Source organism: Chryseobacterium taklimakanense, from assembly GCF_900187185.1.
Classification (GTDB): Bacteria; Bacteroidota; Bacteroidia; order Flavobacteriales; family Weeksellaceae; genus Planobacterium; species Planobacterium taklimakanense.
Genome location: NZ_LT906465.1, coordinates 389,586 through 408,902 on the forward strand (window position 1 = coordinate 389,586; position 19,317 = coordinate 408,902).

Here is a 19,317-nt window from a genome sequence, read left to right on the forward strand (position 1 = left end):
TGTGAGTTGCAGATTTTGTCTGTCTAAATTAATGAAAATTAGGAATTTAATTCCTAGCTTGTCATCAAAAAAATCTTAACTTCCGGACAGGAAAAAGAAACGAAAATAGCGGTAAGGATTTGTTTTTCACAGTTACAGGTATTGGTTGATAAAACTCAGTTCGATGATGAAGTTTTCGGGCGCTTCCTTGGAATAATATATTTTTGTTACGGGATTCATTGCGATGCAGATTTTTGTATTTTCTTCGGAAAACGGGAAAACTTCCGCCCTTCGGTAGTGTTTGGAACCGATCTTTATTTTTAAATATACCACACATTCGTGCTGCAGCACCGGTTTCGGCATGCTGCTGTCCTTTACCGAAAAAATTTCTTCATACGCACGAGAAAGTCCGGGAATTTCCTCGCTGTATTCCGAAATCCCAATGACACTTTTTTTCAGATCTATTTCAATTACTTCCCTATTTTTCAGCTGGAAATTTGCGGGTTCAGAATTGGTTTCAGGAATTTCTTTTCTGAAGAAATTTTCATAAATGACAATAACCACATAAGGTATAATCAGCAGTGGAATACAGCGTACCACTCTGCATTATCACCGACAAACTGCACCGTATTTCACCAAAAATCAACTGCTTCCAGATTGGACGGCGTATTCTCATTGCAGGTTAAAAATTCCGGCAGCACCGCCCAAAAGTAAAATGCCACAGGAAGCACCAACAATACTGAAATAAACATCAGAAACATCAGCATTTTTAATTCTTTTTTTAATGCATTCTTTTTTAGTGAACAAAATAATCTTCTTCTCTATTAATACGTTTCAAAAGAGAAGCGATATGTGACATTGTAAATAGTCCGTCTAAATTAATGAAAATTAGGAATTTAAAGGATATTTGTTTTGCAAGTAAGCTTCACTGATATTTTGACAAAGTTTTTTATTTTTACTAGCGTCGGATATAACCAAAAATTTTTCATAATTGTTGATTTTAAATGCTGTTATAAATAAAAACAATTGTATTTATTTTAGCATTAATCAGTTTAGGCTGTAAAATAAAAAAAAGGGATCATGCTCAAAACTTGGGGAGAAAAATTTGAAATTGATAAATTTGCCTCATGGCGAATGATACTGAATTCCTAAAATTATTGCTACCGGAATATTTGGTTGAGCATTTCGACATTATCAAATTCGAGGAAATAGACGGCCTATTGCACATTTACTTCGAGGAAAAGAGTTCAAGACCAAAGGAGTTTTCCTCGCTAACTCTCCAATCCAAGGGATTTCTTCCCGAGATTACCGTGGACGACTTCCCGCTTCGGGGAAAACCCGTGAAGCTCCACGTCAGCCGGAGGAGGTGGACCGACACCAAGAACGGCGCGATACTGCAGAGAGATTGGAACCTGATCGCCAAGGGAACACGCATGACACAGGATTTTGCGGAGTTCTTAAAAAAAATCAGCCGATACTAAGGCGCTCCCATTGGAGACCATCGGCGAGATGTATGGGGTAAACGGCAAAAAATTCCGAAGACAATATAAAAAATCCATAAGCGAATTTAGAAACTGGGAACAGAAACCTCATGCCGAAGACTGGGCATTATTCCCCGAAAACTGCACACCCTCGCTTTCCTTGGACGAGGTGGCGCTCTCCGACGGCGAGCTCTACACAATAATCACCTCTAAGGAAGCAAAGGGAAGAAGGCACAGCATAATAGCCATCATAAAGGGAACGCAGAGCGAGACAGTCATTGAGCGCGTCTCAAAAATCAGCAAAAAATTGAGAAAGAAGGTCAGGGAGGTCACACTCGACATGGCCGGCTCCATGAGACTCATCGCGAAAAGGTGCTTCCCCAATGCGGTACAGGTCATCGACCGCTTCCACGTTCAGAAACTTGCCATTGAGGCAGTCCAGGAACTAAGGATCCGGCACCGGTGGGAAGCCATCGAGCTAGAAAATGACGCCATCAAGAAAGCAAAAGAAGAAAAAATGAAGATGGATATCGAAGTCTTCGAAAACGGCGACACCAGAAAGCAGCTCCTTGCCAGAAGCAGATACCTGCTATATAAAAGCAGGGAAAAGTGGACCGGCTCGCAAAGCACCAGGGCAGGTATCTTATTTACAGAATATCCCGACCTGCACAAAGCATACGAACTATCTGACAAGCTCAGGAAGATATACAGCCAAAATATCCAAAAGTCCGTCGCCATGCTCAAACTCGCACACTGGTTCAAGGAGGTGGAAGACTCCGGGTTTAGGTCGTTCTCCACACTCACCAAGACGATAATGAACCACTACAGCGACATCCTAAACTATTTTGACCAAAGAAGCACAAACGCAGCAGCGGAATCGTTCAACGCAAAAATCAAAAACTTCAGAATGCAACTTAGAGGTGTAAAAGACAAGGCTTTCTTTTTGTTCAGATTATCTAAAATTTTTGCCTAGTCCCCAAGTTTTGTTACTGATCCCAAATATACCCAAATTATCACAAATATACAACAAAAAAACCGCCTCAGTTGCGAGACGGCTTCTTGATAAGTTTTGATTTCTTATTTGCGGAGAGAGAGGGAAATGAACTTTAATATAATCAACATAAATAGTTTTATATAATTATTCTATTATTCAACTAATTACATATATTTGCATAAGTAGATATATGTTTTTTATATGTCTAAATATAGAAGTATTAGCACCTATTTTAGCACCTATGAATTTCACCTTTAAGCTTAAAGAACCAAAGTCTGATAAAGAATCACTTATTTATTTTAGGACATATTTTGATAATGAAAAGAAAAATTTCATCTACTCTACTGGTGAAAAGATTCTGCCAGCTGAATGGGATTTCAAAAACAGATTGCCTAACGATCTTAATGGCAGAACCAAAAGAGCCGAGAATCATAGAAGTATTAAAAAACAACTAGACCGTTATAGCAATCACTTCACAGAGATTGTAAATCGCTATAAAAACATCAATGAAGAATTAACGGTGGATAAAATCAGACAAAGGTTTGATGAAGAATTTAAGAAGACAAAAGTAAAAGATGATTTTTTCAGAATTTATGATGAATTTATTGAAGAAAAAGAAAACGATTATACTGGAAATTCCATTTCAAAATCAACAAAAAACAGATATGAGTATAATAAAAAATTGCTCGAAGATTTTCAAGATAATAATAAGATTAAATTGAGCCTGGGAAATTTTGATGAAAAGGTTTATAACAAGTTTTTAAAATACTGTATTGAAACCAAAGACCACTCAGCCAATACAGTACACCGAAATGTTGGTTTATTAAAAACATTCCTTTATTGGGCATTAAACAAGAAATACACTTACAATAACAGTTTTATTAATTTCAAAAAACCTCCAAAATTCAGAACTGATGAAATTGCATTGAATATGGAACAGGTTGAAGCCATATACAATCACGATTTCAGCAAGAATAAGAAATTGGAGAAAGTTAGGGACTTATTTGTTTTTGGTTGTACCACAGGAATGCGGTTCGGAAACTATTCTTCCATTTCAAAAAATGATATTCAAGGTGATTTTATTAGAGTTATTGATCTCAAAAGTAAATCTAAAAATTTATCAATTCCTTTGAATAAGATTTCAAAGTCTATTCTTGAAAAATATGAATATAAATTACCAAGTATAACAAACCAAAAGATGAATGAATATATCAAGGAGGTTTTTAAGGAATTGGAGTTTACCGATGAAATAAAAAAAACGATGAAGTATGGTGATGAACTTGTTGAAAAAGAAACTGAATTTTGGAAAAGAATTTCAAGTCATACTGCACGAAGAAGTTTTATAACAATAATGAAAAATAATCGTGTTCCGGACAAGGTTATAATGTCATATACCGGTCATACAAGTTTGGAGGTGTTTAACGCATATTATAGACCAAGCGAGGAAGATAAAGTAAATTATATGAACGAAGTTTTTAAGTAATGGCAAAACAAATTGAATTTTACAATTTAGACAAAGAATACCCCGTTAATTATGAAATTTGGAAAGATTTTGCTGCTTTCTTTCTATACACAGGATATAAAATATTTTCATGGAAAGGAGGCTTTAAAAAACATAGTTATGAAGTAGTTAGAAGGGTGTATTATGAAGCAAATAACAAGATTGAAAAAGGAATTTCTTTTATTGATTTTGAAACAGCTAAAGATAGACTTTATAATAATTACAGTAGTTTCAGATATTATTTTGAACGGGCAGAGAAAATAACATCATTAGATTTCAAAAGTAAAATTGACTGGACAATATCGGAGGTATATAAAAATTTATCACCTCGAATTTCACTCAAAAACAGACTTGATATTGAATATGATTTTTATAAAAATTGCCATGATGTATTACTATGTAAAATCATAATTCATTATTACGCTATTAATCATCTAAATATTGAACCAAAAAGACTTATTCTTGATCCCTTGCTTTTGGAAGACCGTATTAGTGAAGAAAATGAACCTAAAAAATCTGAGGATAATTACAATGAATCTGAGGACATAAGCTCCTCATATCTGCTAACTTACGACGGAATCCTTTCTTTATCAAATGAACTAAGAAATATGTTTATTAATAAAGAGTTATTTGACAAAATTGATTTTTCAAAATTAAAAGAATACGATATTGTTTATGATTCAAGAAAAACTAATCTTGAATTAAACTTTCGTTACAAGACAGATTTAGTGATTATTCTAATTTTAATGAAGTCAAAAAACATTATTCAGTTTGCCAACAAAAAAGATATGAACAAAATCTTTAAAGAATGCTTCGGAAAAGAAATATCTGAAACAGTTTTTACAAATACAGAAATAAAATGGGCAACAAATAAAATGAATCAGAATGATTCCGATGCTTTTAAAAACGCCAATTTGTTTATAGATAATTATTTATTGACTTTATGAAGAAGTAAAGAATCCACATAAAATCCACTGGATTCATCAAATTTCATACAAACCCATCATTAGTATTGCATAAAATTTTTAAAACACATTTTATGCAAACTGCAAATCCATTTCAAACAATACTTGAGGAACTTGGCGAGGTCAAGCAACTTCTATACTCCATTCAAAAGGAGCCAGAACTAGAACTGCAGAAAAAATTCTATTCTTTTAAGGAAGCTGCAGAAATTCTTAAACTAGATTATCAAACCGTAAGGTCGCATGTCTTAAAAGGAAACATTCAAGCAGAAAAAATCGGAAGGTTTTATCGAATTAACCATCAGGACTTAATGGACGCGTTACACAGCGTAAAATCTTTAAAATATAAAAGATAACGCTATGAAAGAAATTGTTCCATATATCAGAATTGGCACAACTTATTACAAATTAATAGAGCGCCCACAAATTTCAGGGGATTCTACTGTGACTCTTGCTAAATGGTCAAGAGAAATCATTATCCAGGATCATGGAAAGAAATACATTTATGATATACCAAAATATGATGGATTCTGCTGTATTCCCAATCACTTAGGTTATAAGAAGACGATTGGTAATTTCTACAACATGTATAAAGAAATTCCAGTTCAACCCACTCTTTCAAAAGTCAGCATTGATGAAATTTCCTGCTCCATCTCTTTTCTACAGCATATTTTTGGAAAACAAATAGACTTAGGCTTAGACTATTTAAAAATATTGTTAGAAAGACCTACACAGATACTACCAATACTTTGCTTGGTTAGCAAAGAACGGGCAACTGGAAAAACGACTTTTCTAAAATGGCTTAAAGAAATTTTTGGTCTTAATATGACCTATATCAAAGGAGACTCTTTCAACAGTCAGTTTAATTCGGATTGGGCTTCTATGTTGCTTATTGCCATTGATGAAGTGTTTTTTGACAGAAAGGAAATCACAGAAAGACTTAAATACCTTTCCACAACAAATAAAGATAAATTAGAGAATAAAGGAAAAGACAGAGAGGAAATAGATTTTTTTGGAAAATTCATTCTTTGCTCCAATAACGAGGATAATTTCATTCAGATTGATGAAAATGAGATTCGATTTTGGGTAATTAAAATCAACCCCATTATATCGGAAAATACCGAATTTTTAGAAAATCTTAAAAATGAAATTCCATTATTCTTAAAATACTTGATTGATAGACCTTTTTTCTCACCAAAGAAATCTAGAATGTGGTTTGATTCCTCTGACATCAAAACGAAGGCCTTGCAAAAACTTGTTTTTAAAAACGGAAACAGGCTGGAAAGCAAAATGGTAGAACTGCTTTATGAGTTCTTTGAGTCTAACGAAGACAAGGAAATAAATGTCGTACCACAAGATATCCTCAATATGATTAATAGGATGTTCAAGCAGACTTATTACACGAGAAATGAGGTAAGAAACATTCTGAAAAACAAATGGAAATTGGAGCCTCAGAAGAATGGATTGGCTTACATTCGTTACGATATAGATTACTCCGGAAATTTCTGCCAAAACAGTTCGGTTGGAAGATATTTTAACATCTCCAAGAATTTCATTCTTGAAAAATATGTTGATTTGTTGAACTGATTGCTTATTAAAAAGAAAATCAGCCACTTACTTATTCAACAAAGTCCTCAACAAACTTTAAACCCTAGTATTTTGTTGAGCTTTTGTTGAGCGAAAAAATCACAGTTTGTTGAATTGTTGAGAGTTTGTTGAGTTGGTAAATGTTTATCAATCAGAAATTTATTTGTTTTTCTCAACAATTCAACAAAACCTATTCCAGGATAAACTCACAACTTATTTTCATTAAACACCTAAGAAGGATTTAACATTTTAAATAACAATAAAAAGAATAACATTATGAACTGTCAGCAAGCTAACGACAACATCAGTATCCGAGAAATCTTTGAAAGTTTTTCTCTTTTCCCAAGCAAAGAAAACCACAGAACTGCGTTTTACTTTGCCCTTGACCGAGAGGAAAGAACGCCAAGCCTGTCGGTCGATTATAACAAAAACACAGCGTTTGATTTCGGGACCGGAAAGAAATATGACAATGTCTCCATTGTTCAAGCCATCCAACGGTGCAGCGTTTCCGAAGCGCTGGAATATCTGGAAAGGTTCGATTATTCTCAACCTATACAAAGATTTGAAAAAAACGTGAATCATTCTCCAAAATCCAATTATCAGATTCTTGAAGTAAGAGCTGTGGAACATCCTGCACTGATTCAATACCTGAAAAACAGAAAACTCGAATCTCAAATTTCAGAATTGGAGGAAATTCATTACGAACTCAACGGACGAAATTACTTTGGAATTGGTTTCAAAAATGATTCCGGAGGCTATGAAATCCGAAACCCTCACATCAAAATCTGCCTTGGTAAAAAAGACATCACCACCATTGAAAATAACGCCAATACTTTGAGAATTTTTGAAGGCTTCACCGATTATCTTTCTTTCAAAATTTTGGAACAGCATCTTGAAAAATCACCATCAGATTATCTGATTCTAAACTCTGTTTCGATGATCAACCGGGCGACAGATTTGCTTAAAACGTACTCCAATATTGAACTTTATTTAGACAACGACCGAACCGGAAATGCAGTCACCAAAATAATAAACAGAAGATTTCCCGAAGCCGAAGACTGCCGCATTCTTTACCCGAATCATAAAGACCTGAATGAGTTTTTAAAGAGTGCAGACATGAGTAAAAGAACTATATGTAGGAACGATGAAGACCTGCATAAAATCAGTGCACGTAAAATCGGCAGATAGCGTGTGCAAAAAGTACCCAATGTCTTGCGCAAAGCGACCAGAAATTGAGACTTTTTGGTTTTCTCCTATCGTCAAAAACATTTTGAGAACAAATAAAATAGAAATAAATAACACAATAATTTTATTAGTATAATCAAAACCACAAAAAATGAAAAATGATTTTTTAACAGATTTTGTTCAGCAAATTTCGGAACAAAAAAAGATTCAAGTTGCAAACGAAAAAAGGCGAAAATACTTTCAGAATATCGGCAGAAAAGGTGGGCAAAATAAAAAAACTTCTAAACATTTAACCAAGAAATTCTCACTTCGATTTTCGCGGAAAGAGTTCGAGATATTAACTGCAAAGGCTGGTAAGAACAATCTGAAACTTTCCGAATATATAAGAATGGTATTGACTGAAAAAGAGTTGAAAATTAATGAATTTAAGATAGATCAAACGCTATTGGAATACGGAAATCACTTTATCCGTATCAGTAACCTGCTAAGGAACCGGGAATTTTTAGAGTTTGAAAACAAGAAAGAAATTATGGAACAAATCGAAACAGTAACAAAATTGATTAGAGATTATCTGTACGAAAAAATTGACAGCCAAAGGAATAACGATGAATAATAGTGCAACATGCCGGCGAATTACAAAAGTAGCTATTGAATACAATGGCAATGATAAAGGAACTGCGGAACGGGTATATCAGAATAACCTGATGAGCCGAGATCCAGCACTTCAATTCAAGGAAATGAAAGCCGTAGCCGACCGAAACAAAAATGTCAAGAACTGGGCTTTGACCGGATATATTTCTCCAGAGAAATCCATTGGAGACAAACTCACCAATCAGCAACTGACCGAAATCGCATTAAAAGCGCTGAAAAAAATCGGCGTGACAGAGGACAATCAGATGGCATTGGATATTCATTCTTCTACGAAGCAAAAACATATTCATTTCATCGTGAACAGAGTAAATACAGACGGAATCAATACCATCAAAGCGCACAAGGTTGGTGAAAACTTTGGAAAAGCTGTTCGGGAAGTCTGCAATGAATTTAATCTTAAAACGGATATAGAAATCGGGAAAGAGAAGAAACAGCAGATGTTTAAAGCATTGAATTTTTGTCTTCAAAAATCAAAAAATTTTGAAGAATTACTTGAGAATATGAAAAGACTTGGTTACCGTGAAACGCTTTCTCAGAACGTTAAAGCTGGAATTTCAGGAATGCGGATTGTGAAGTTTGCAGACATCAATCATCAAACTGAACGCGAATATAAGCCAGGATACAAACTTTCAGAAATCACAAACAAACTCAAGATAAAGGACATTAAACTGAAACTTGCGGAAAACTTTGAGAAGTCACGGAGTTTCAGTCCGAATGCAGACGGTGATTTTCAAAATGTCGAATCGAAGAAATCGCCTTCTGCTCTAAAACAGATTGAAAATATGATCGAAGAATTTATGAAGCCTACCTACACCGCAGCACCCGACGATGAATTATTAAAAAAGAAAAAACGCAAATTAAGATAAAATGGAAAATCAAAATACCCCACAAAATGATGGATTTGAATTATTGAGAAAGGTAATTGAATCAAACAATGAAAATATTTCACAAACTAAGCTTTATGTAAGACAACAAACTGAGACCAACGGATTTCTAAAAGATTTATGTGCACAAATGAAAGGAATGGCAACAGTTATACAGAAATCTGTCAATACACTTCCAAATAGTATTACACTTGTTAACTCTCCAGAGACTCAGGAATCTATCGATAGCTTAAAAGAGTTGCTTCAAAAGAAAACACTTCGCGAATTTTTCGCTTTAATTATGACGGGTCTTTCGTTATTGACAATCATTGTTGTTTCTTTTTTAACAAAACAATGGTATTCAGAAAGCATTCGCACCAGAACGGAAATTCGGCAGGAAATCTTGGACGAAATCAAAAATGATGGAAAATCTATTTACAAAATTCAAGATTATGAACAACTACAGCACAATACGGAAATGATGAACAAATGGATGGATTCTTATCCGAAAGAAGGAAAAGAGTTTATAAAATTTAAGAAAGGCTATGAAAGCAGGTGAGATTATAGAATAAAAGTGTATATTTGGACAAGATTTGTCCTGAAAATATTTTCAAGAAATAATATTTTAGAAAAATGAAAAAATCATTTGGAGAACTTATCCGTGAATACAGGGAAAATGCGGGATTACCTTTGAGAAAGGTTGCAGCTCATATTGATATAGATACTTCTACTTTGAGTAAAATAGAACGTGGTGAGCGTTCAGCAAATAAAGATATGATACCCGCTTTAGCAGAAATTTTAGCAGTATCTGAACACGATTTAACACTTAGTCTGTTAAGTGATAATGTCGTTGAATCTTTAATTTCTGAGGAAAACACCTCTGAAATTCTAAAAGTTGCAGAAGAAAAAATAAAATATTACAGAAGTAAGAATTATCAACAAGGAAAACTTAGTTTCGAATGACAATTTTAAAAGATTTAATAAGAAGATTTGAAACTGAGCGTGAGCGTTTTACCTCTCCTTCTTATAATGAAACCCAACTCAGAACGGATTTCTTAGATCCTTTCTTTACTTTGCTGGGTTGGGACATTACAAACGCACAAGGCAAACCAACTAATGAGAGAGAAGTTTTAGTTGAAGAGGGTTTGAGGGGGGATGTTAATGAAAATACCAAGAAACCGGACTACACTTTTAGGCTTTTTGCGGATAGAAAATTTTTTGTTGAAGCCAAAAAACCTTTTGTGAAAATTGAAAATGATCCACAGCCAGCAAAGCAAGTTAGACGATATGGGTTTACTGCAAAATTGAAAATTTCTGTACTTACAAACTTTGAATATTTAGCAATTTATGATTGTTCTGAACCTGTAAAGAATGATGATATTGTTACGAAACGAAGAGTAAAATTATATCATTATTTAGACTATGTCGAGAAATTTGAAGAAATAAAGTCTCTGATTGGTAAAGAATCAGTGTATTCAGGGAATTTCGACGAAAATTGGGATGACATTGAAATTCAAATCCAAAGGTATAACATTGATAATCTATTTTTAGAACAGATTAATGAATGGCGTTTATTACTGGGAAGCGAAATTCTAACGCGAAATCCTGAAATTGACGAGTTTCAACTGAACGATATTGTTCAAAGTTATATCAATAGTATTGTTTTTCTACGAGTTTGTGAAGATCGAAATCTAGAAGTTTATAAAACACTTCTTGCATTAGCAGAAAGTGAAAATTTTAATGCATTAATTGAAAAATTCAGGTTGGCTGATTTAAAATATAATGCAGGGCTATTCTCTCAACCACTAAGCAATGAAATTATTTCAGATGACAGCTCGGTGTTTTGGCGAATTATTAAGCAGCTTTACTTTCCGGCTAGTTCGTATTCGTTTGCAGTATTTTCTTCTGATATTTTAGGTCAAATATATGAGATTTTTCTTGGTGAACAATTAAAAATTGAAAATAGCCACGTTGTCTTAAAAAAGAAACCTGAAATTGAAGACCGGGATGTTGTAACGACTCCTACTTTTATTGTGCGAGATATACTTGGTGAAACCGTCAAGCAATATTGTGTTGGAAAAACAGCTGATGAGATTCTAAATTCAAAATTTGCTGATATCGCTTGTGGTTCTGGAGCATTCCTACTCGAAACATACCAGTTGTTGCAAGATATTTTGGTTGACTATTTTATTGAGCACAATCAGGCACAACTCATTCAGACCGGGATAAACAATTACAAGCTAAAGTTTGAAACCAAAAAACAGATTCTTTTACAATGTATTTTTGGTATTGATAAAGATTTTAATGCTGTTGAAGCGTGCAAATTTGGATTGCTTCTAAAGCTTTTGGAAGATGAAAATAACGAGAGCATTTCTCACCCTGCCCTACCAAGTTTAGATAATAATATTCATTATGGAAATAGCTTGGTAGAACCCTCACAAACCAATAATGAAAATCATGAATCAATAAACCCATTTAATTTTGGTGAAATCAAATTTGATGTTATTGTAGGAAATCCGCCTTACATGGCAACTGAACATATAAAGCGATTTACTCCATTGGAGCATCCTTTATACAAAAAATTGTTTCAGTCTGCATATATGCAATTTGACAAGTATTTTCTTTTTATTGAAAAAGGATTTGAATTATTAAATGATAACGGAATTCTTGGATTTATCATTCCAAGTAAATTTGCTAAAGTAGGAGCCGGAAAGAATTTGCGTGGCTATCTTTCGGAAAGAAAAGCTGTAGAAAAAATTATCTCTTTCGGTGCAAATCAAGTCTTCAAAGACAAAACAACTTATACTTGCTTACTGATTTTGAAAAAGAATCACCTCAATTCTCTGCTTTATCATGAAGTTGAAAATTTAGGCAATTGGAAAGTCAGAAATTACAATGTAAACTACGATGATGTTGAATTTTCCGCTTTAAATGAAGATTCGTGGGTATTAATACCGAATCATTTAAAGCAAACGTTCAGAAGCATTTCCTATCAAAGTATAGAACTTGCCGATTTAATTGGGAACGACAATATTTTTAATGGAATACAAACTAGTAAAAATGATATTTACGTTCAAGTTGCAACAAGAGAAGATGAAAATTATTTTTATTTTAATCATGATAATGTTGAGTGGAGCGTTGAAAAAGATTTAACCAGACCTTATTTCAAAACATCAAACGGAACCGACAATCTAAATACCTACAGAAAACTAAAACCAAATTCATTTGTTATCTACCCTTATATCAATGATAATGGTTCAATAAGATTCGTGGACATTAATGTATTACAGCAAAATTATCCGCAAACTCTCAGATTCTTGGGCAACTATAAATCAGCACTGGAAAAGAGAGATATTAAGCCTATTCCTGAAACACCCGATGAATGGTATCGTTACGGAAGACACCAAAGTTTAGAAAAGTGTGATGTTCCTGCAAAACTGGTCGTTGGTGTCTTGTCACAAGGAGATAAATACGCAATAGATACAAGCCATACATTTATTTCGTCTGGTGGAACCGCAGGATATTGCATGATTACGCTGCCTGAAAACAGTCCTTATTCAATCTATTACATACAGGCACTATTGAACTCTAAATATTCGGAATGGTTTGCATCTCTTTATGGCGAAGTGTTCAGAGGTGGCTTCATCGCAAGAGGAACAAAAGTTATTAAAAAACTTCCGATAAGAAAGATAGATTTCAGAAACAATGATGAGCACATTCTTCATGATCGAATTGCTGCTGCTCAGCAGAGTTTAATTGACTTGCAGGAGAATATTGACAATTCACTAAATAACAATAGACGTTTAGTCCCATTAAAAAGACAGTTTTCACAACAGAAAAGTGAATTGAATCAATTATTAAAACAATTGTATAATCTGGGCGAAGACGACAATCTCATCCCTAAAATAAATGAAAGTTATGGTACTGATTAATGAAGCAAGTAAAGAAAAACTACGTGGAGGTTTTTACACACCGAAAGACATCGCTGATTTTATGTTGAGATGGGCCATTAACGGCAATAAAAATTTTGATATACTTGAACCTAGTTGTGGTGATGGTGTTTTTCTGCGCATAATGAAAGAAAAACAGATTCCTTTTAATTCAGTTACAGCCATTGAATTTGACCAGGTTGAGTATGAGAAAGCAGCAGAAATTGGTTTAGAAAATTCAGTTTTGATAAACGATGATTTTCATAATTATTGTTTGACAACTCAGGATAAATTTGATTTGATTATCGGTAATCCTCCATACATTCGATACCAGTATTTCAGCAAAGAACAACAAATTCTTGCAGAACGAATATTCAAAAAATCAAAACTCAAATATTCAAAACTTACAAATGCTTGGGTTTCATTTGTTGTTGGTTCTAGTCAATTGTTAAAAGACAAAGGAAAAATTGCTTTTGTTTTGCCTGCAGAAGTTTTGCAGGTGTCGTACGCACAACAATTAAGAGAGTTTTTAGCACACTTCTACAATAAAATCAATATTGTCTCCTTTGAAAAATTAGTGTTTCCTGAAATTCAACAAGAAGTAGTTTTACTTCTATGTGAAAAAGATGACACAAATTCACATAAAATTGAACATCTTGAACTTAGAGATGCCGATGGATTAAGAGATTTGGATATTTCAAAACTTAAGAACCCTCAAAAAACGATTGATTTCAAATCGAATAAATGGACTTTTTATTTCCTGGAGCAGGAGGAGATAGATTTTTTAGAAAACCTTCAAGAATTAAAAACTGTCCCGAAATTAGGAAAATACGCGGATGTTGAAGTTGGTATTACAACCGGATCCAATCCATTTTTTACCGTTCCGCTTTCAACTGTCCAATTCTACAGTTTGGAAAAATATGCAAAACCGTTAGTGGGAAGAAGCGTTCAAGTTCCAAGTTTAATTTTCACTGAAGAAGATTGGAAAAAAAACAGAGACAGCCAAGCTCGAACACATTTACTAACCTTTCCGAAAATGAGTGAACTTAATGGTTCACTTGGCGCAAGAGATTATTTGGATTATGGTGTGGAACAAGGGATTAATCAAGGATATAAATGTGGAATCCGTGACGAATGGCAAATCATCCCTTCGCTTAAGATTTCTGATGCGTTATTCATCAGGAGAAATCACCTGTATCCAAAACTCATAATTAATCGAGCCAATGCTTATACGACCGATACGATGCATCGTGTAAATATCAAGAAAAATGTAAATCTAAGTGCTTTTATTGCGAGTTATTACAATTCGTTATCGTTTGCCTTTGCAGAAATTTCTGGAAGAAGTCATGGCGGTGGTGTTTTAGAGCTGATGCCGAGCGAAGTAGAAAATATTTTCCTGCCATATCATAAATCAAATGAAGAACTAATTGATACAATAGATACCATGATTCGTGCAAATGAAAGTATTGAAACAATACTCGAAATCACAAACAAAAAAATCTTGATAGACAATTATGGTTTTTCCCAAAATGAGGTTGAGAAGGCAGATAGGATTTGGAAGAAATTGTCGAACAGGAGGTTGAATAGAAACTGAGTCGAAATAAAAAAATTCTAATTAAGACTTTTATTATGGATTTCTCTTTAAGATATTACAAAACAGAAACGCTAATTTCATTTTTAGTGATTTTAGTTGTTGGGATTAGCTCAAATATTCCAATAGTAGAAGGCTTTTTAATAAAACATAACTTATCTTTTATATCACTACCTTCTATTACATTATTGATTAGCCTTATATTTTTAACAATGGAAAAATGGCTTCATTTATGCCCCCCAATTTGGAAGTACTTTATGAAAGTACCTTATATTGGTGGAAAGTATAAAGGTAAAATTAATTTTGTATTTATTGACTCAAAGGGAACAGAAAATGCCGGAGAAAAGGTGTGTGAAATGAATATTTATCAAACTCCCTCAAAAATTAAAATATCTTCAAAATTTTATTATGAAAAGGATGACGAAAAAGAAAAACAAACTACCTACTCAGAAAGTTATGTCGAGCTATTGCAAGAAATAGCCAATTTAACATATTTACATTTTGCTTATGAAAATGGTGGTGTTACTATAAATAATGAGGTGCCAAAAGCAACAGGTTTTAATACTCTGAAGTACGATAAAGAAGAAAAATCTTTACAAGGTGAATATTTTTCGCAAAGGGTTGCTTCAAGAAATGGGAATATATACGTAAAAAAAATATAATAAAATGGCTAATAATCATGAACAATTTATTGCTTTTAATGATGCAATCAAATTAAACGACACTAAAAAAGAAGAATTAAGAGAAAATAGAGACGCTTTAAGAAAAAAAATAGAAAAGTATTTTAACGATAATCTCCCCAATGAAACCAAGCCAGGTTTTCATGCACAGGGTTCATTTATGATGTTTACTACTGTAAATCCCATTCCAATAATTACTGAGAATGAAGATGGGGATACCATAACGCTACGCCCTTATGATTTAGATGATGGCATTTATTTCATAGATAAGCTAGAGAATAAAAAAGAATCTAAAATTTATAGGAATTGGATTTATGATGCGGTAAAATGCCACACTTCAAAAGGCGCTGAAAAGAAAGCTTCTTGTATTAGAGTGAATTATGCTGATGGACATAATATTGATTTACCAATATATTTTGAAGAGAAAGATAAAAAAGATGTTATTCCAGAACTAGCTCAAAAAAGTGGCTATATAGAAAGTGACCCAATTGAATTTTTAACATGGTTTAACGATTTGGCAGATGAACAGTTAAGGAGAATTGTAAGATATTTTAAAGCATGGAGGGATAAGCAAATGCAAGATTCAGATATAACTCTACCACCTGGAATAATTTTGACAATTCTAGTGTCTAATAATTATGTAAAAAATGATAGAGATGATATTTCATTGCAAGAGACTTTACAAAAAATTAAAAATGAACTAGATATTAACTATGTTTGTTATAGACCAACAACCAAGAAGGATGAAGAGCTTTTAAAAGATTATGATAAAACTCATTTTTTAGATAGATTGTCAAAATTTATAGAATCTGCAAATGAGGCTGTAAATCATTCTAGTCAAAAAGAAGCTTGTAAAAAATGGCAAAAACACTTGGGTGAAAGGTTTTCTTGCTCAAATATTAAAGAAGAAAATGAATCAAATGAAGCTAAATCTTTTAGCAGTCCTGCTATTATAAATAAAAATGCTGAAAGTGCATAATTTGAAATATGATGAATTAATAAAAGAATGTAGTTCTCAATTTTTAACACTCAACAGAGACTACAAATTATCTTACCCTTTAAGTTCAGAAATTGAATTTTTAAAGGGTAATAATTTTGTTGAAATTTGGAAAGTTGAAACTGGATTGTATGATGAAGAAAATTATAAATGGCTGGTTGAAGATTTAGTTTTATATATCGGTTTCACGTCAGATTTCCCAAATAAAGTTCCTAAAGTTTTTGTAGATAAGAATAATCTCAAAAATGTAGGCATAATACCACATTTGACGATAAAAACCCTTGATATTTGCTTATTTGACAATTATGTAACTACTAACAAAAATAACCCAACAGGAATTATCACTGAAACTATTGATAGAACAGTAGAAACTTTGATTAAAGGAATAAAAAAAGAAAATTTAGATGAATTTGAAAACGAATTTACTGCATATTGGGTAGCAGAGAACAAGATCATTTTAAAACGAGCTTTCTTTTATATCATCAATGAATACCCTACTGATAAAAATTTTCTAAATGCTTTGGTTTATGAAAATGGTAAAATAGTAAATTATATAATATTCAACAGCAGTGAAAATCTAATTTCAGATTATAAGCAATATTTAGAAAATAATAATATTTCTTATCAAGAAGTGGAATTATTCTATTTACAAGAAATTCCTAAAATAAAATATCCACCTTACGAGTACACCTACAAAGAAAGCTTAGAATTGTTACCTCAGGATAAACAGGCTGAATTTAAAGCTTATTTTAATAAAAATGATTCCCAAAAAATAGTATTATTTTCAAAAACAATTAAAAATAAGAAAATTCTATCCGGCTGGCTTTACAAAAGTTTTAACAAAAAAGATATTAAAGGATTTAGGCCGAATAAATTGAACGATTTTCTTATTGCGTTCTCAAACAACTTTCCGGAACACAAAGAAATTATTAGAAAATTTAATGTAGAAGATGTTAGTGAGGAAAGATTGAATAATAGAACTGCCGGTGAGTTACAAGTAATTCGAAAGCATAAATTTTTAATTGCCGGACTTGGGAGTGTTGGTAGTTATTTGGTTAGCCGTCTAAATTCCATTAATTTTCCAAACTTTACTTTAATTGATTATGATGCATTAGAGGTTACAAATATTGGAAGACAATTATTAGGATTTCACGATGTAAATTCATATAAAACAGACTGTATTGCAAAGTTTCTAACTAATAAAAATCCTTCACAAAATATTGATATTTTAAGAAGTTCATTTATAGATATTTTTAAACATAATTCGGAAATTTATAATGGACAAGATTTCATATTTCTATGCACTGGCGAAACAAATTTGGAATTAGAATTATTGGAAGAACTAAGGAATGGAAATATTAAGAAACCTATTTTCAGAATTTGGTTAGAACCATTTCTTTTAGGAGGACACTTTATTTATATGTCCCCTGATAATTTATTTGATGCCGATAGTTTATATACTGATAATCATAAATTTAAACATTCTATTATCAAAAATTCTGAGTACGAAAATAGAAGAGATTTATTCATACAAAAAGAAATTGGATGTCAGAGTGTATTTTCTCCCTACTCGTCTAGTCACTTAGAGTTGTTCATTTCGGCAATTTATCCAGAGATATTTAAAATAATTCAGAGTAGCAAAAATAAAAGTTTAGTTGTTTCTTGGACAGGAGATTTGGATTTTGCTAAAACGATAAATATTGAAGTTAATGACAATCTAAAAAGCTTTGAAATAACTAAACATTTAATATGATTTTCGAATATAATAATATAAGAATATCCATATCTCAAACAGTAATAGACGGATTAAACAACTTCAAACAGACAGGTAAAAAATTAGAAGCTGGTGGAGTTTTAATGGGTTCTATTTTTCACGACAGAATTGAAATTTTAAGAATAAGTATTCCAACTCCTTTTGATAAAAGTAATCGTTATGGATTTGTAAGAGATAAAAGGTCTGCAAAAATATTTATAGATTATGAATTTGTAAATAGTAAAGGAAAAATTATATACTTAGGAGAGTGGCATTCACATCCAGAAGATTATCCAACTCCTTCGTCCCAAGATATAAAAATGATTCGTGAGCAATATAATGAAAACGTATTTGATGAAAAATTCTTATTAATGCTAATTTTAGGTAGAAAAGATATTTATTTGTCAATATTTGATGGAAAAGAAATACATCAATTGGTAATTCTGTAACTGCTTAATTAATGCTTACCCCAAAAATCTAATCCATTACTATTAAATCAATATTAAAAATAAAATAATAGCACCTATTTTAGCACCTCAAAATATAAATCCCTGTAAGTAAGCCACTTACAGGGATTTTTGCGGAGAGAGAGGGATTCGAACCCCCGGACCTGTTACAGTCAACGGTTTTCAAGACCGCCGCAATCGACCACTCTGCCATCTCTCCAACAAAACGTTTCCGTTTTGAGTGGTGCAAATATAAGGTGCTTTTGTATTTTGAGCAAATTATTTTAGCAAAATTCTTTTAAAGCCTTTGTTTTCAGGTTAAAAAATTAGCTTTTCATTAAATGGGAACCCACAAAAACAGCTGCGAGCCCCACGAATACACTCAAAAGTACATAGGCAACAAGCACAAAGCTGTTGCCGCTTTGCCATAACGAATAATTTTCTGCAGAAAAAGTAGAAAATGTGGTAAAGCCGCCACAAAAACCTGCAATCAGAAAGAACTTCAGCTGGCTGTCAGTTTTAAAAAAATACGCAGAGAATAATCCGATCAGGAAACAACCAATTATATTCACTACAAAAGTGCCCACCGGAAAACTGCTGATATTCCACAGTTTCTGGGTATGTTTTGAAATGAGGAAGCGCAGGACGCTCCCCAGTCCGCCACCAAGAAATATGTAGAGAATTTGTTTCAATTTTAGCGTAAGTTCTTCCGAGATAA

At 32.8% G+C, this 19,317-nt stretch carries 19 protein-coding genes and 1 tRNA gene; 17 read left to right on the top strand and 3 right to left on the bottom strand.

Annotated features, from left to right (window positions below; all coding sequences use genetic code 11):
- Positions 1–132: 132 nt before the first annotated feature.
- Entirely contained in the window at positions 133–579 is a 447-nt protein-coding gene (locus tag CKV81_RS01925) for a hypothetical protein (protein WP_095069872.1), read from the bottom strand.
- 527 nt (positions 580–1,106) lie between these two features.
- Between CKV81_RS01925 and CKV81_RS01930 the strand changes: the two genes are divergently transcribed.
- The 17 genes from CKV81_RS01930 (at position 1,107) to CKV81_RS02010 (ending at position 18,602) form a co-directional block, all read left to right on the top strand.
- Complete coding sequence (locus tag CKV81_RS01930) at positions 1,107–1,460, top strand: ISAon1 family transposase N-terminal region protein (protein ID WP_095069874.1); 354 nt, start codon at positions 1,107–1,109, stop codon at positions 1,458–1,460.
- A 10-nt stretch (positions 1,461–1,470) separates the two neighbouring features.
- Entirely contained in the window at positions 1,471–2,433 is a 963-nt protein-coding gene (locus CKV81_RS01935) for an ISAon1 family transposase (protein ID WP_456064381.1), read from the top strand.
- Between the two features lie 262 nt (positions 2,434–2,695).
- Positions 2,696–3,937, top strand: coding sequence for a tyrosine-type recombinase/integrase (locus tag CKV81_RS01940; RefSeq protein ID WP_095069876.1), 1,242 nt, complete (start codon positions 2,696–2,698; stop codon positions 3,935–3,937).
- The gene (locus tag CKV81_RS01945; RefSeq protein ID WP_095069878.1) at positions 3,937–4,902 is read left to right on the top strand and encodes a hypothetical protein; all 966 of its coding nucleotides are present in this window, start codon (positions 3,937–3,939) and stop codon (positions 4,900–4,902) included. Before CKV81_RS01940 ends, CKV81_RS01945 begins: the two co-directional genes overlap by 1 nt.
- A gap of 92 nt (positions 4,903–4,994) precedes the next feature.
- Positions 4,995–5,273 (top strand): helix-turn-helix domain-containing protein, encoded by a 279-nt coding sequence (locus CKV81_RS01950; protein WP_095069880.1) that lies wholly within the window; start codon positions 4,995–4,997, stop codon positions 5,271–5,273.
- A gap of 4 nt (positions 5,274–5,277) precedes the next feature.
- Positions 5,278–6,504 (top strand): primase-helicase family protein, encoded by a 1,227-nt coding sequence (locus CKV81_RS01955; RefSeq protein ID WP_095069882.1) that lies wholly within the window; start codon positions 5,278–5,280, stop codon positions 6,502–6,504.
- A 276-nt stretch (positions 6,505–6,780) separates the two neighbouring features.
- Positions 6,781–7,692 (top strand): toprim domain-containing protein, encoded by a 912-nt coding sequence (locus tag CKV81_RS01960; RefSeq protein WP_095069884.1) that lies wholly within the window; start codon positions 6,781–6,783, stop codon positions 7,690–7,692.
- Between the two features lie 148 nt (positions 7,693–7,840).
- Entirely contained in the window at positions 7,841–8,302 is a 462-nt protein-coding gene (locus tag CKV81_RS01965; RefSeq protein ID WP_095069886.1) for a plasmid mobilization protein, read from the top strand.
- Positions 8,295–9,206 carry a relaxase/mobilization nuclease domain-containing protein gene (locus CKV81_RS01970; RefSeq protein WP_095069888.1) on the top strand — a complete coding sequence of 304 codons (912 nt, stop codon included), beginning with the start codon at positions 8,295–8,297 and terminating at the stop codon, positions 9,204–9,206. Before CKV81_RS01965 ends, CKV81_RS01970 begins: the two co-directional genes overlap by 8 nt.
- Position 9,207: 1 nt before the next feature.
- A complete protein-coding gene (locus tag CKV81_RS01975; RefSeq protein WP_095069891.1) occupies positions 9,208–9,762 on the top strand; it encodes a hypothetical protein in 555 nt (184 codons plus the stop codon).
- A gap of 74 nt (positions 9,763–9,836) precedes the next feature.
- On the top strand, positions 9,837–10,166 hold the full coding sequence (locus CKV81_RS01980) for a helix-turn-helix domain-containing protein (protein WP_095069896.1): 330 nt from the start codon (positions 9,837–9,839) through the stop codon (positions 10,164–10,166).
- Entirely contained in the window at positions 10,163–13,135 is a 2,973-nt protein-coding gene (locus CKV81_RS01985) for an Eco57I restriction-modification methylase domain-containing protein (RefSeq protein WP_095069900.1), read from the top strand. The genes CKV81_RS01980 and CKV81_RS01985 overlap by 4 nt, the downstream gene beginning before the upstream one ends.
- A complete protein-coding gene (locus CKV81_RS01990) occupies positions 13,113–14,726 on the top strand; it encodes a class I SAM-dependent methyltransferase (protein WP_258454462.1) in 1,614 nt (537 codons plus the stop codon). Before CKV81_RS01985 ends, CKV81_RS01990 begins: the two co-directional genes overlap by 23 nt.
- A gap of 35 nt (positions 14,727–14,761) precedes the next feature.
- Entirely contained in the window at positions 14,762–15,385 is a 624-nt protein-coding gene (locus tag CKV81_RS01995) for a hypothetical protein (protein WP_157727344.1), read from the top strand.
- A gap of 4 nt (positions 15,386–15,389) precedes the next feature.
- Entirely contained in the window at positions 15,390–16,382 is a 993-nt protein-coding gene (locus tag CKV81_RS02000) for a CBASS cGAMP synthase (RefSeq protein WP_095069908.1), read from the top strand.
- Positions 16,366–18,153, top strand: a complete 1,788-nt coding sequence (locus tag CKV81_RS02005) for a ThiF family adenylyltransferase (RefSeq protein WP_095069912.1) — start codon at positions 16,366–16,368, stop codon at positions 18,151–18,153. The genes CKV81_RS02000 and CKV81_RS02005 overlap by 17 nt, the downstream gene beginning before the upstream one ends.
- Complete coding sequence (locus CKV81_RS02010; RefSeq protein WP_095069914.1) at positions 18,150–18,602, top strand: Mov34/MPN/PAD-1 family protein; 453 nt, start codon at positions 18,150–18,152, stop codon at positions 18,600–18,602. The genes CKV81_RS02005 and CKV81_RS02010 overlap by 4 nt, the downstream gene beginning before the upstream one ends.
- Positions 18,603–18,734: 132 nt before the next feature.
- Here CKV81_RS02010 and CKV81_RS02015 read toward each other — a convergent pair.
- Positions 18,735–18,819, bottom strand: a tRNA-Ser gene (locus tag CKV81_RS02015).
- 106 nt (positions 18,820–18,925) lie between these two features.
- On the bottom strand, positions 18,926–19,291 hold the full coding sequence (gene crcB / locus CKV81_RS02020) for a fluoride efflux transporter CrcB (RefSeq protein ID WP_095069916.1): 366 nt from the start codon (positions 19,289–19,291) through the stop codon (positions 18,926–18,928).
- Positions 19,292–19,317: the final 26 nt, after the last annotated feature.

What these genes read in the sequence shown, in the direction of transcription:
- CKV81_RS01930 (WP_095069874.1), top strand. Translation starts at nt 1,107, where the DNA reads ATGGCGAATGATACTGAATTCCTAAAATTATTGCTACCGGAATATTTG.
- CKV81_RS01940 (WP_095069876.1), top strand. Translation starts at nt 2,696, where the DNA reads ATGAATTTCACCTTTAAGCTTAAAGAACCAAAGTCTGATAAAGAATCA.
- CKV81_RS01945 (WP_095069878.1), top strand. Translation starts at nt 3,937, where the DNA reads ATGGCAAAACAAATTGAATTTTACAATTTAGACAAAGAATACCCCGTT.
- CKV81_RS01950 (WP_095069880.1), top strand. Translation starts at nt 4,995, where the DNA reads ATGCAAACTGCAAATCCATTTCAAACAATACTTGAGGAACTTGGCGAG.
- CKV81_RS01955 (WP_095069882.1), top strand. Translation starts at nt 5,278, where the DNA reads ATGAAAGAAATTGTTCCATATATCAGAATTGGCACAACTTATTACAAA.
- CKV81_RS01960 (WP_095069884.1), top strand. Translation starts at nt 6,781, where the DNA reads ATGAACTGTCAGCAAGCTAACGACAACATCAGTATCCGAGAAATCTTT.
- CKV81_RS01965 (WP_095069886.1), top strand. Translation starts at nt 7,841, where the DNA reads ATGAAAAATGATTTTTTAACAGATTTTGTTCAGCAAATTTCGGAACAA.
- CKV81_RS01970 (WP_095069888.1), top strand. Translation starts at nt 8,295, where the DNA reads ATGAATAATAGTGCAACATGCCGGCGAATTACAAAAGTAGCTATTGAA.
- CKV81_RS01975 (WP_095069891.1), top strand. Translation starts at nt 9,208, where the DNA reads ATGGAAAATCAAAATACCCCACAAAATGATGGATTTGAATTATTGAGA.
- CKV81_RS01980 (WP_095069896.1), top strand. Translation starts at nt 9,837, where the DNA reads ATGAAAAAATCATTTGGAGAACTTATCCGTGAATACAGGGAAAATGCG.
- CKV81_RS01985 (WP_095069900.1), top strand. Translation starts at nt 10,163, where the DNA reads ATGACAATTTTAAAAGATTTAATAAGAAGATTTGAAACTGAGCGTGAG.
- CKV81_RS01990 (WP_258454462.1), top strand. Translation starts at nt 13,113, where the DNA reads ATGAAAGTTATGGTACTGATTAATGAAGCAAGTAAAGAAAAACTACGT.
- CKV81_RS01995 (WP_157727344.1), top strand. Translation starts at nt 14,762, where the DNA reads ATGGATTTCTCTTTAAGATATTACAAAACAGAAACGCTAATTTCATTT.
- CKV81_RS02000 (WP_095069908.1), top strand. Translation starts at nt 15,390, where the DNA reads ATGGCTAATAATCATGAACAATTTATTGCTTTTAATGATGCAATCAAA.
- CKV81_RS02005 (WP_095069912.1), top strand. Translation starts at nt 16,366, where the DNA reads ATGCTGAAAGTGCATAATTTGAAATATGATGAATTAATAAAAGAATGT.
- CKV81_RS02010 (WP_095069914.1), top strand. Translation starts at nt 18,150, where the DNA reads ATGATTTTCGAATATAATAATATAAGAATATCCATATCTCAAACAGTA.